The organism is Calothrix sp. CBUCES-K 9914, from assembly GCF_059640475.1.
Window position 1 is genome coordinate 1 of record NZ_JBXXZH010000264.1, and the last position, 12,122, is coordinate 12,122.

The following is a 12,122-nucleotide window of genomic DNA, read 5'->3' on the forward strand; positions in this document are numbered from 1 at the left end:
GTGCTGACTTGATTAATGGTGGCGCCCAACGTGGTAATAATCTCTTTCATAGTTTTAGTGAGTTTAATATCAATCCTGGACAACGAGTTTATTTTGGCAATCCGTCTGGAGTAGTAAATATATTGACACGCGTTACAGGTAGTAATGCGTCGAATATTTTCGGAACGTTAGGTGTTGATGGCGCCGCTAATCTCTTTTTGATTAATCCCAATGGTATTTTATTTGGTAAGAATGCTTCTTTAGATTTGCGTGGTTCTTTCGTAGGGACAACTGCGAACGGTGTACAGTTTGGTAATCAGGGTAATTTTAGTGCGACCAATCCGGAGGCACCTGGGCTATTAACTATTAATCCTTCGGCATTGTTTTTTAATCAGATTAATCCAAATGCTGCGATTGTAAATAATTCGGTAGCACCAAGTAAAAAAGACCCAGCAACCTCAAATTTAATTGGTTTACGAGTACCAGATGGTAAAAGCTTGTCCCTAGTTGGTGGTAATGTAAGTTTGAATAACTCCACAATTCAAGCACCAGATGGTCAAGTTAACTTAAGCGGGATTGCAGGAGCAGGAGAAATAGAGCTATTATTTAATCAAAGTAACTTGAATTTAATTGTCCCTGTAAATATTGAAAGAGCAGATATATCGTTAACTAATGACTCTGTAATTAATGTAGCAAATCAAGGGATGGGGAATGTAAATATCGCTAGCCGGAATTTATATTTATCTGGAAATAGTAGGATTATTGCAGGTATCGAGGAAGGGAAAACATCGCAGGAGACAAGTAATATTAATATACAAGCAACAGGTAGAGTTAAATTAACAGATAACAGCTTAATCGAGAATAGAGCGAATAGAGGAAGTATTGGTAATGCAGGTAATATTAATATAGATGCTAATGCTTTAGAAATAAATGGCGGTAGAATTAGTACTCGAACTTTAGGTCAAGGTGATGCAGGCGATATTAATATTAAAGCTTCGTCCATTTATATTGACAATCCCGCTTATGAAATGCCTGGTCAAAATTCTGACTTAGAAGATAAACCAGCACTTAATGCTGGAAACTATCAAAATGATTCTGATAACGGCAGCGGGTTTGGACGTAGTGGTAATATTTCACTGACTTCTAATGGCAATATTACTTTAATAGGACGGGGAGAAGACCGAGAAAATAAAGTTATTTCTATTTATAGTAATGCTAACGGAAAAGGTAGAGGAAGCATATCGCTTTATGCAAATGGGTCTATATTAATATCGAATGCTTATATTAGTAGTCCTAATTTTGATGGAGGTCGAGGTGATGTATCGCTATTTGGTCGTGAAGCAGTATCTATAGTAGATAACAGCCTATTTAGAAGTGGAACTGGAGCTGAAAAAGCAGGGGACATTAAAATTGAAACCCAAGGTCTTTTCTTATTGAAAGATAGTTTTCTTGATACTGGTGTCGGAGATTTTTCACAAGCTGGTGATATTACTGTTAAAGCAGGCGAAATTCTTGTAAATCAATCAGTAAGCAGTCCCGGACAGGGAGCATTTTTTGCTGCCAGTACTGGTAAAGGATATTCTGGGCGAGTATTTTTAGAAGCGAAAGGTGCAATGACTTTGATTGGTAATGATATTAATATTGATGATGTTCTTATTAGCACGTTTGCGAATATAGAAGCATTAAAAGGTGGAGATGTATCGCTGAAAGCCAATTCTATCGCTTTAAGCAATGCTTACTTGAAAACTGGCAGTGAAATAGCTAACGGAGGAAATATTTCAGTATTTGGAAAAGAATTTGTATCAATTGACAATAATAGTTCACTTTTGTCAGGAACAAATGCAGGTAAGAGTGGAAATATTACAATTCAATCCTCTGGACCAATTTCCATCAGCCAAAGTTTACTTCTTTCAGGTGTAGGAGGAAGGAAGAACACTAATGCAATTGGTGGTGATATAAATATTAGTGGAAGTTTTATCTCTATTCGTGATGGTTCTGAAATAACAGCTAGGGCATCTAGAGAAGCTATTGATTTTTTACCAGGTGGAGCTTCTGGGAATATTAATGTCAACGCAACTAGTGAAGTAGAAATAGCAGGCAGAGCTTCATATCCTTTTAAAGATACCGCGCGTGCAGTCAAAACAATCTATACTGCATTACTAACTAGCAGTGGACCAACAGCTAATGGTCCAGCAGGGAAAATAATAATTAATACTCCTGTCTTACGATTATTAGACGGAGCAAGCTTGAGAGCAGAAAGCCAAGGAGGTTTTCAAGGAGGTGAAATCATCGTTAATACCAAAGTTATAGAGTTAAATAATGGTGGCAAAATTTTAACAAGTGCTTTAGGCAATGGTAACGCAGGTAATATAACTCTTAATGCTACTGACAACATCAACATCGTAGGTAGTAATTATAACATCGGCGATACATTTAAGCAAGTTTTTTTTGACGAAGGTGAAATTGAAGCCAAGATAAAATTAGGTACAAATAATCCAGCAAGTGGTGTGTTTGCAGATACTTCTATTGATTCTACTGGTAAAGGGGGTAATTTAAATATAAACACACCAAAATTAACTATTAATCGTGATGCCCAAATGAGTGTAACTGGACAAGGAACTGGTGCAGCAGGTAATTTAACAGTAAACGCCAATATAATTCAACTTAACCAAGGTAGACTTACCGCAGACACTAGTACTGGTGAAGGTGCAAATATAAGTCTTAACAATGTCAAATTGCTACAATTGGATAATCAAAGTTTAATATCAGCCAAAGCATCTAACGGTGCTAACGGTGGCAATATAAATGTTAACAGTGATTTACTTCTACTTCGTCGTGGTAGCAAAATCTCCACCAACGCAGGTACAGACCAAAAAGGCGGTGATGGTGGTAACATCAATATCAACTCAACATTTACTGTTGCAGTTCCCTTTGAAGACAGTGATATTACCGCTAACGCTTTTAATGGTAAAGGTGGTAACGTCACGATTACCAAAAGGAACCAAGGCATCTTTGGTATTGAAGCACGTTCTAAAGAATCCCCCAGTACCAGTGATATCACAGCTAGTTCTGAAAACGGAGCGCAGGGAGAAGTTTCGATCGCTCGACCCGAAACCGATCCTAATCGCGGTTTAATCGAGTTACCAACCAATTTAGTTGATGCATCCCAACAAATAGCTACTGGTTGCACTCCTAGAAACAGGAGAACTGCAAGTAAATTTATCTCTACCGGAAGAGGAGGAATACCAGAAAATCCTTATGAACCATTACGCAAGCGCGCGGTCATAAATCACTGGGTGACACTCCCAAATAATGAAAATCAACAAACAACGGAAATAAAAGAAGAGGTGCCAACCCCGAAACAAATTGTAGAAGCACAAAGTTGGGTACTCAATTCCCGTGGAGAAGTTGAGTTAGTTGCCCAAGCTCCTACAGATAATTTTCATACTTCTTCACAGCAAGCAGCATTTAGCTGTAATGCTCAGACATCTGGATAAGTTTCAATTTATTTTCTGGAAAATCGGAGCTTCCCTACAAAAATAAAGTCCGCGAGCGCACAAATTTTTAGGTAAGTGCGATAAGCTATGCAAAAAAATTTGGCGAACGCTTCTCGATAGCCGAGTCGATCCGCCAGCACAACCGCTTCGCGGTCCTCGCGGAGAACGTCCGCATAGGGGCGAAGAGGTGGATGGACGGGCTGGATGAAGAATCCAAGCTTCAGAGGGTTCTGCATGGTGGGTCTCCTCGTTGGTATGGCCATGTTGAATGCAGGCGGTGACATCGTTTCTCTATTCCCTGATAAACATGAATTAGCACATGTTCGGGAATTATTGTCGCGGCATTATTGTGTGTGACTTAAAGGAAAAGTGTCGTATATTAAGTTATTACATAATATTATTACATAATAGTTGGTAACGTTTTTATCCCCCCTTAGCGTACTTTGCGTCCTTTGCGGTTATTTTTTTACGAACCGCAAAGTACGCTAAGAGCGCAAAGAAAGAAAAGAAAAGTTTGTCTATCTCAGATAATTTCAGAAACTTGCATAAATTACTTCTATCCCCTCAGCTTCATCTTCATAACCAAGCCCGCTTCGGAGTTATTTCCCAATGGTTTTTTTCCTCTTTACAAGGAGCGTTGGAATATCCTGAGCGAAACGATTTGACGCTATGAAGTTCCGGCTGAAACTGATGGCGCCAAATACAACCTGTATCATTGCCAAGTAAATGAATTGATACAGATGCAGTTTTAGATGTTGTTTTAACTGCGTGAATATCGCCTTCGGGTGGTAACAAATGATAAAAATCGCCTGGTTGAAGTTGACGTTCTTCAACTATTTCTAAGTCAGCGTGCGCTTCTCTTAAACCGTTATCTACACGATGGTAAACAGTTTCTGACTGTTCGCCTTTATACAGTCCAATTAATCCCCATGCCAGATGGTCATGTACAGGAGTAGTCGAACCAGGTGGAATGACTAAGCTAAAAACAGTAAGCGCGCGGTCTTGAGAACGGTATAGCAACCATTGACCGATATCACCTCCCATTTGACTGTTTGGGTTAGGTCGAGCAAATTTTTCTGGTAGCCATTTTTGTTGACTGAGTAATTGAGAAAAATAAGGTTCTATCTCATTTAAAGTCTCACTACGATGATTTGGTTTATTACTAATTTCTTGAACTGTTGCAACGAAGGAACGAAAATCATGATTCTCGATAAAGCATTCGTCTGCTGGAAGCGGTTCTAAATTTGTCATACGTTTATTATTTATGCTACAGTTTTTTGCTCGCGTTGTTGTACTGCTGCTCTCACAAGAGGAATTACATCACGACCATAAGCAATTGCATCCTCCAATGGGCTGAATCCTCGAATTAATAAAGTAGTTACTCCTGCTTCGTAATAATCAAATAGTGACTCAGCTACTTGTTCAGGTGTCCCGACTAAAGCTGTTGTATTACCATAGGCGCCTGTTGCAGCAGCAATTGGTGTCCATAAACGTTTATCGTAGATTTCGCTTTCTTGAGCAAATTGTAATAGTCTACTAGAACCAACAGCTTGAGGACGTGCTGAAACAAGATATGGACTGCCAGGTTGGTTTTCGATATTGTTTGCTGTACGTATTTCTTTGATACGCGATAAAATTGACCTTGCTTTTTCCCATGCTTTTTCTTCTGTATCACCAAGAATTGGACGGAGAGAAACACTAAACCGTAATGAATGTCCTTTTGGTGCTGCTGCTTTCACTTCGCGTATTCGTTCTTTTATTGCGGCAATTGGTTCACCCCACATCGCATAAACATTACTATGTTTGGCGCCTACAGGAACTGCTGCACCAGAGGCGCCTCCAAAGTATAAAGGTATATAAGGTTTTTGAAGCGGTTTAACATCAGAGAAAGCGTTTTTAAAACGATAAAATTCGCCCTCATAGTCAAAAGGAGTGTCACTTGTCCAGACGCGACGCACAATATCAAGGTATTCATCTGTACGACGGTAGCGAGTATCATGGTCAAGCCAATCACCATCACGCTGTTGTTCTGCGTCACTACCTCCTGTAATGATGTGTACAGCGATACGTCCGTTTGTAAAATGGTCAAGGGTTGCAGCTTTACGTGCGAATAATGTGGGAGCAACAAAACCAGGACGATGAGCGATTAAAAAACCTAAACGTTCTGTAGCATTTGCGGCAAAAGATGCCACTGTTAAACCATCTGGGCCAATAGAACCATAACCAACTAACACTCTGTCAAAATCACCATCTTCGTGTGCCTTGGTAAATTTGCGAACATAATCTGGGTCTATTGAACCGCCTATTATAGAAACTGTGGGAGTATCTAATTCAGACGCGCGTCTGGTTCCAATCATTCCGATAAATTCAATTGGCATTTTATGCACTCCTGGGTATGATAACAAAAATCAAGATGTAAAGACGCGATATATCGCGTCTCTACGATGTGGGACAAACGGCATTAGCAATATTAACTTTTGCAGGAATAATCTTTTGTTTATAAATTTGTCTGGTTCCATTCATTATTCAATACCCATTTACCGATTTCTCGCGTTTTATAAGTAACAGGGTCATGTAATGTTAAAGTTCTTAAATTGCGCCAATATCTATCAAAACCATATTGCTTTGCCGTAGCTTCTACTCCTACCAATTCAAAAATTTGGCTAGTAACTTCTAGTCCTACCTTTGTAGCTAAAACAGAAGCAGCAGAAATTGTAAGTGCTATTTCCTCAAACTCAACTTCTTGCAACTCTATTCCTTTTAACCAGGCACTTTCAAATTTATTGCCAGCTTGATTAGTTAAATAAGTAACAGCGCTTAATTCAGTCCATAATTTTCCATAACTATGTAAAATGTAAGCGTCAGTAGTTTTATGAGTACTAGTATATTGTTTCGCTTGTTCAAAGGCGCCTAAAGCGATCCCCAATAAAATATTGACTCTAACCAAGTGAGAAATATAAATTCGCAAAGAAGCAAAAGGACTACTACGAAATTCAGATGCGAGAATTTCAGATTTTTTTACTCGTACATCAGAAAAACTAACGCTACCACTATCAGTCTGCCTTTGTCCAATATTATCCCAATCATGATTAACGGTAACACCATGACTTCGAGTTGGAACTGCAATTACTACTGGTTGAGATTCTCCTTCAGGAAATGCAGAAACAGTCAGCATATCTGAATCACTAGAACCTGAACAGAAACTTTTAATCCCATTAAGCCAATAGTTTTCACCATCAAAAGTTAGAACTAACCGATTATCGCGCGGGTTAAGAGCATTTCCCCAAAACCAGTTATTCTCAATAGTCCATGTATAATAATTTTCTTTTTGTTCTGAAGTTCCGTAAAGATGAGGTGTAATTACTTGTAGATAATGATAACCAAGAAGATGGGCAATAGAGCTATCAACGTAAGCAAATTCTCGAATAATTGTTAACGCTGTACTCCAACAAACTCCCAACCCACCATATTCCTTTGGAATAATCAATTTGAGTAAACCACTTTGTCGCAAACGTTCGCGTTCGTACTTTGGCGTACCCCCTTTTTTATCCCGCTCAATTGCAGTTCGTGCAAACTCTTGAGCTAAATCCGCCGAAACCGCAATGTAATTCTGAGATTCTCTTGAGGTTAATTGCATTTTTACGCGCGCAACTTTAAAGACCTAAATTAAATAATACTACAAATCGACCAGTTTTTAGTAGTATCACAGTTAACTAACAACAAACTTAACATAAGCACTTGGTTAAAGATATAGAATTAGTATAGATGCAGACATTGCATCAATGCGTATTAAGTATTTATCAAAGTCAATACCTTCGCCAGATTTCGGAGTCATAACGTAGCATCAACGCTTCTAGAATTAAGGCTTTTTCGTATAAGAGAAATAAGCGCTATAATTTCCAGACTAGTTAAAAACTCTGTCCCGTTATTCCACACCGGGTTTTTAGATTCAAAACCTTGGTGTATAAGGACTCTGAGGTCAGCGTATAGCAGACAGATTCAATATTTTGTTTGACTTGAAACACTGACGGCAAAAGTATTTTTGCCAATCATATTTTTGGCGAAGGTATTGAAAGTAGAGAGTGTTTAACAGTAGAGCATTAATACTCTCACTTCTTTGACTAGTGCTGATAAAAATTATACACTTTAAAAAATTCCCCATCTTGCTAACAAAATAGGGAATTATAAAAAATTAGCCAATTTTAAGAAACGTAACCGTCAACTTTGAAATTATTGCATCATCATTGTTCTTGGGAGAATAGCTTCTTGGATGTCAGTTCCTTGCAAATTGGCGCCTGTAAGGTTAGTATCGAGAAGATTTGTTTCTTGCAAGTCAGCTTTTTGTAAGTTTGCTCCTTGTAAATTTGCTCCTTGCAAGTTTGCTTTTTCCAAATCAGCATTATATAAATTTGCTGATTGTAGATTAGCAGAAGCTATATTTGTATCACTAAAATCAACTTCTCGCAAATTAGCTCCCTGTAAATTGACTCCTTGCAAATTACTATGTTCTAAGTCAGCTTCTTGTAAGTTTGCTCTTTCTAAATTTGCGGCTTGCAAGTTCAAACCTTTTAACTGGGCACCACTTAAATTACACCCGACGCATTCATTGGTTTGCAATAAATGTTGAATATTTGTACTGACAGATTGCATTGCTGGTGTAACTGGGGATACTACAGGGGTTAGTGCTGGTTCAGTTACTTCGGATGGTGCTGTTGTTTGCGCCAAAGCACTAGGCTGGTTGACAAGGGAAAATCCTGCTACAAACACAAAAAATACTGCCGTTACTACCCAGTTAGTGATTGTTTTGAAGCCAGATTTCAAACTTGATTTAGTCATTAGTCTCTCCGCAACGATAATTTTCAATGAAACCAGCTTTATGCTTTTTCAAATTCACGCTTGTACTTGTCAATTTGCTGGTTTTGAGCGATTAGTCTTACTGTATAGCCTCTTGCCAAAGTTAACAAACACTTTTTTTTTTAATCTCGATAAATAATCTTTATGTAAATTTATTGTTATATAGTATAAAACAACAAAGCCGAGAATGAATCCCGGCTCTGTTAACACTTTTATTCGGAATATGACTTACAAACATTCGATGCCAAAAATTAAGAAGTAATACAAAAATACAATGCTTCGCCTGAAACTAATTTTCTGCTTGAAAATTCATCACCGATACAATACGAGAGAACCAATAAACAATTTCTGGGTCAGAAAAAGTTGTAAGTCGTGCGATTTCACAAGCAAGTTGATAAACTTCTCTACCTTTGGGATGATTTTTTAACCCTGCGTGATTGAGTAATGCTGTTTTTAAGTTACCAGGATAGGTAGGAAGCCTTCGCCCCTTCATCCAATGGATACGATTTAGAACAGGATTCCAGTCAATTCCACCAACAACATAATTATGGTTCTTCATAAAATTACACTCCTCTTGAGTTTATATTTCTAATATATATCTATAAATAAATAAAATCAAATACTCTTAATTCTCGTTTTAATAAATACAAGTTATTAATTATCATTTAAGCTACAACGGAAATACAAAATTTTATCGTAGGTTGGGTGGAGGAACGGAACCCAACACCAACAATTCACACTCCACCCAACATTAAAAAATACAAGGTGCCTTAAGCAGCTATTTTAGGGACTTCCAAAAATTTAATTTGACCTATTGTGGAATGGGCATCCTTGCCCGTTCAAACTGTGGGTGTTTGCTTGGTATATATTTTATCTATGCTGTAACTAAACTGCGGTTGTAATTAGAAGAATCTCCTTTGATAGCTTCGCTGTGTTTACCATCAATGCTGATGGGAACATCACCAACAATCGTTACTCGCTGAACACGACGAGGTTGGTTGCCATAATCATCAATTGCATAATGCTGAGTCGCTCGGTTATCCCAAAACGCCACATCACCAACTTGCCAACGCCAACGAACAGTATTTTCTAGACGTGTTACATAAGACTGTAATAACCGTAATATATCCGATGACTCAGTAGAAGATAAGCCCTTGAACCGACGCACAAAACCACCAATAAACAGCCCACGTTCACGAGACTCAGGATGTATACGTACAACTGGATGAAGAGTTTCATACACAGTCGAAGTAAAAACATCTCGGTAAGCTCTAGTCTCAAGAGGAACATCAACAGCGGCAGCAGCATAATCAAAAGCATTACTATGTATAGCCCATAATTGGTCTGCAAGATTACGCAAATGTGTTGGTAAATCTTCGTAGGCAGTAACAGAGTTTGCCCAAACAGTATCTCCTCCCACAGGAGGAATAACAATCGCGCGCAATATCGAGCCAAGAGGTGGACGGTCTACAAATGTAACATCAGTATGCCAATTATTCGCGCGCGCAACAGTCCTACCATAATCTAAATCTAGAATTTCTGGATGTTTTGCAAGTGATGGCACTGTGGGGTGAGCTGTCGTAACTTCACCAAACCTACGAGCAAAAGCTACTTGTCCATCAGCGTCAAGTTGATGCTGTCCACGAAAGAAAATCACTTTATATTGAACAAGAGTTTTGCGGATATCACTAATAATGTCGTCATTGAGGCTACTCGAAAGGTCAACACCTATAATTTCGGCGCCAATACGTCCTGCAACTGGTTGGATTTCAAAGTGTTTAGAAGCCATATATATGCACTCTAAGCGTTTATTAAACTAAGTACTAATCATCGACTGGTTTACCGATGATTTATAGTATCGCACGGCGTCGACACACAATACAACCCCTCCGTAAACAAAATATACGTTTTTCTAACTATTAGACTATCTAAATATACCGTAGGTTGGGTGGAGCTAAGAGCATAACTCAACATCTTTAACCAAAACATTACAATTGCTTCCTCCCCCAGTCTACCGTGTACATACAGCAAGGAAAAGAGGAGAAAGACGCGCGCACAAAAATAACGTTATTGTTGTTTAGCTTGAACATAGTTAGTACTGACTCAAACTATTTGATGTGATGCCGGAAAGCATTGTGCTATTCACTTGCCGGCGCCATTTGTTTAAACCTAACGTGCTGATAACCAGTCGGCATAACGGCGCCCAATTTCTGCATCAGCAGTTACTTCTTGAAGTTCTTTGTCTAAAAACGTTATACCTTTTGTCCAATCAATTTGGCTATGTGCAGCAGGAAAGAAGAATTCCATAAATTCTTTAAAATAACTGAACAAAATAGATATGCTTCTATTAAAATCTTTAGCTCAGAAACCGCTTTATGGTTTGAAGATTGAAGAGGAATTTAACAAACTTTATAATTCTGATTTAAGTATTAGGAGCCTTTATCCTAATCTTGAGTGGTTAGAAAAAAACGAATTTATTTCCTCTTGGTGGGTCGAGGAAGAGTTCACAGGAGGAAAAAGGCGCCGATGCTATAAATTGACTGAGAAGGGTAAGCAAGCTTTGGGAGAGTTGTCATAGGGACAACTGGTAGTAAATAAATAGATGAAAAAATAAAAATACCGCTCGGTAAGAAAAGCCAAAACTTGTCCGAGCAGTAATTAATTAGATTGCCTATAAATCGCCATATGTATCCTAACTTATGCAAGCGCTGGTTCTGCTTCCAGCTTTCCTAGTTTACCTTTCAATGCTAATGGTACTTCAACTCCAAATAGCTCACCTTCAATTGGTTGCGAACGGAAACCATCGGGTCCAACAGGAATATCACCTGTAATGGTAGTACGATAAAGTACACGTTCAACATCTATATGATCTATATCTTGAGGCGCCAAATGGGCGGTAGCACGATTATCCCAGAATGCAACATCACCATTGTTCCAGCGGAAGCGGGTGGTGTAAGCAGGTTTGGTAATTTGCTTGAAGAACAACTCAAGTCGCAGTTCGCTGTTATAAGCCTCTCACTGGCACCCAAACGCATCAGTAAAATATGAAAAAGCGCACATTTTTTGGAACCCTTGCTATATATGGACTTTTTGAACGTGCAAATTAGGCACCGAGCAATATCCTGAATATGTTCGGTTCAAGGTTAGATCGTAAAAATGTTTGGGAATAATAGGGTTACAAATGTTACCTATTCAAGAATGACTAATTGTAAGCAATTATAAGGAACGGAGAAGTAATTTATGCTGAACATTGTCGTTGGTCATAGCTGTGACCCAGATTCACAGTCTGCGATCAAAGAAGTTCTGGAGCAATGTCTTGACTCGTTGGCAGGCAAAGTTCCCAATGCTGGAATTCTTTTTGCAGCGATTCATTTTGACCATGCCTCGATCCTACAACAAATCCAACAGTGCTTTTTCGGAATTGAACTGATTGGTGGCACTACTGATGGAGAACTCTCCTCGGTGTTGGGATTTCAAGAAGATTCCCTGACGCTGATGCTGTTTAGTTCCAGTACAATCGAAATTCGGGCAGGTGTGGGGCGTGGGGTAGCCCAAGATCCAACTGCTGCTGCCCAGCAAGCAATTACCCAGGCAAAAGCTGACTTAACTCAGGCGCCCAAACTGTGCATTGCTCTGTCTGAAAGCTTGACGACGCGAGCGGAGGGAGTGTTGCAGGGCTTGAAGCAAACGCTGGGACTTCATGTGCCAATCATGGGTGGTTTGACGGCAGATCAGTATCGCTTTCAACAGACGTTTCAGTTTTTTCAAACGGAAGTGTTGAGTGATGCCGCA

The 12,122-nt window shown here is 39.0% G+C and carries 11 protein-coding genes; 3 read left to right on the forward strand and 8 right to left on the reverse strand.

What is annotated here, in order from left to right; all coding sequences use genetic code 11:
- Nucleotides 1-3,476 (forward strand): two-partner secretion domain-containing protein (locus AC2JBO_RS36785; RefSeq protein ID WP_496958581.1); only part of this gene is annotated, 3,476 nt, incomplete at its 5' end.
- A gap of 576 nt (nucleotides 3,477-4,052) precedes the next feature.
- Here the strand turns inward: AC2JBO_RS36785 and AC2JBO_RS36790 are convergent.
- The 7 genes from AC2JBO_RS36790 to AC2JBO_RS36820 form a co-directional block, all read right to left on the reverse strand.
- Nucleotides 4,053-4,727 (reverse strand): cysteine dioxygenase family protein, encoded by a 675-nt coding sequence (locus tag AC2JBO_RS36790; protein ID WP_496958582.1) that lies wholly within the window; start codon nucleotides 4,725-4,727, stop codon nucleotides 4,053-4,055.
- A gap of 11 nt (nucleotides 4,728-4,738) precedes the next feature.
- Nucleotides 4,739-5,854, reverse strand: coding sequence for an LLM class flavin-dependent oxidoreductase (locus tag AC2JBO_RS36795; RefSeq protein WP_496958583.1), 1,116 nt, complete (start codon nucleotides 5,852-5,854; stop codon nucleotides 4,739-4,741).
- Nucleotides 5,855-5,973: 119 nt separating this feature from the next.
- Entirely contained in the window at nucleotides 5,974-7,113 is a 1,140-nt protein-coding gene (locus tag AC2JBO_RS36800; RefSeq protein ID WP_496958584.1) for an acyl-CoA dehydrogenase family protein, read from the reverse strand.
- Between the two features lie 593 nt (nucleotides 7,114-7,706).
- Complete coding sequence (locus AC2JBO_RS36805) at nucleotides 7,707-8,312, reverse strand: pentapeptide repeat-containing protein (protein WP_496958585.1); 606 nt, start codon at nucleotides 8,310-8,312, stop codon at nucleotides 7,707-7,709.
- Between the two features lie 307 nt (nucleotides 8,313-8,619).
- Nucleotides 8,620-8,889 carry a hypothetical protein gene (locus AC2JBO_RS36810; protein ID WP_496958586.1) on the reverse strand — a complete coding sequence of 90 codons (270 nt, stop codon included), beginning with the start codon at nucleotides 8,887-8,889 and terminating at the stop codon, nucleotides 8,620-8,622.
- Nucleotides 8,890-9,204: 315 nt separating this feature from the next.
- Entirely contained in the window at nucleotides 9,205-10,119 is a 915-nt protein-coding gene (locus AC2JBO_RS36815) for a TauD/TfdA dioxygenase family protein (protein WP_496958587.1), read from the reverse strand.
- Nucleotides 10,120-10,499: 380 nt separating this feature from the next.
- Nucleotides 10,500-10,637 carry a hypothetical protein gene (locus tag AC2JBO_RS36820; protein ID WP_496958588.1) on the reverse strand — a complete coding sequence of 46 codons (138 nt, stop codon included), beginning with the start codon at nucleotides 10,635-10,637 and terminating at the stop codon, nucleotides 10,500-10,502.
- Nucleotides 10,638-10,668: 31 nt separating this feature from the next.
- On the opposite strand from AC2JBO_RS36820, the gene AC2JBO_RS36825 reads away from it, so the two are divergent.
- Nucleotides 10,669-10,908 carry a PadR family transcriptional regulator gene (locus AC2JBO_RS36825; RefSeq protein ID WP_496958589.1) on the forward strand — a complete coding sequence of 80 codons (240 nt, stop codon included), beginning with the start codon at nucleotides 10,669-10,671 and terminating at the stop codon, nucleotides 10,906-10,908.
- A gap of 119 nt (nucleotides 10,909-11,027) precedes the next feature.
- Here AC2JBO_RS36825 and AC2JBO_RS36830 read toward each other — a convergent pair whose 3' ends face one another.
- On the reverse strand, nucleotides 11,028-11,315 hold the full coding sequence (locus AC2JBO_RS36830) for a TauD/TfdA dioxygenase family protein (protein WP_496958590.1): 288 nt from the start codon (nucleotides 11,313-11,315) through the stop codon (nucleotides 11,028-11,030).
- Between the two features lie 255 nt (nucleotides 11,316-11,570).
- Here AC2JBO_RS36830 and AC2JBO_RS36835 point away from each other — a divergent pair.
- A partial coding sequence (locus tag AC2JBO_RS36835) for an FIST N-terminal domain-containing protein (protein ID WP_496958591.1) occupies nucleotides 11,571-12,122 on the forward strand: 552 nt, incomplete at its 3' end.

What these genes read in the sequence shown, in the direction of transcription:
- AC2JBO_RS36820 (WP_496958588.1), bottom strand. Translation starts at nt 10,637, where the DNA reads ATGGAATTCTTCTTTCCTGCTGCACATAGCCAAATTGATTGGACAAAA.
- AC2JBO_RS36790 (WP_496958582.1), bottom strand. Translation starts at nt 4,727, where the DNA reads ATGACAAATTTAGAACCGCTTCCAGCAGACGAATGCTTTATCGAGAAT.
- AC2JBO_RS36800 (WP_496958584.1), bottom strand. Translation starts at nt 7,113, where the DNA reads ATGCAATTAACCTCAAGAGAATCTCAGAATTACATTGCGGTTTCGGCG.
- AC2JBO_RS36810 (WP_496958586.1), bottom strand. Translation starts at nt 8,889, where the DNA reads ATGAAGAACCATAATTATGTTGTTGGTGGAATTGACTGGAATCCTGTT.
- AC2JBO_RS36815 (WP_496958587.1), bottom strand. Translation starts at nt 10,119, where the DNA reads ATGGCTTCTAAACACTTTGAAATCCAACCAGTTGCAGGACGTATTGGC.
- AC2JBO_RS36805 (WP_496958585.1), bottom strand. Translation starts at nt 8,312, where the DNA reads ATGACTAAATCAAGTTTGAAATCTGGCTTCAAAACAATCACTAACTGG.
- AC2JBO_RS36795 (WP_496958583.1), bottom strand. Translation starts at nt 5,854, where the DNA reads ATGCCAATTGAATTTATCGGAATGATTGGAACCAGACGCGCGTCTGAA.
- AC2JBO_RS36825 (WP_496958589.1), top strand. Translation starts at nt 10,669, where the DNA reads ATGCTTCTATTAAAATCTTTAGCTCAGAAACCGCTTTATGGTTTGAAG.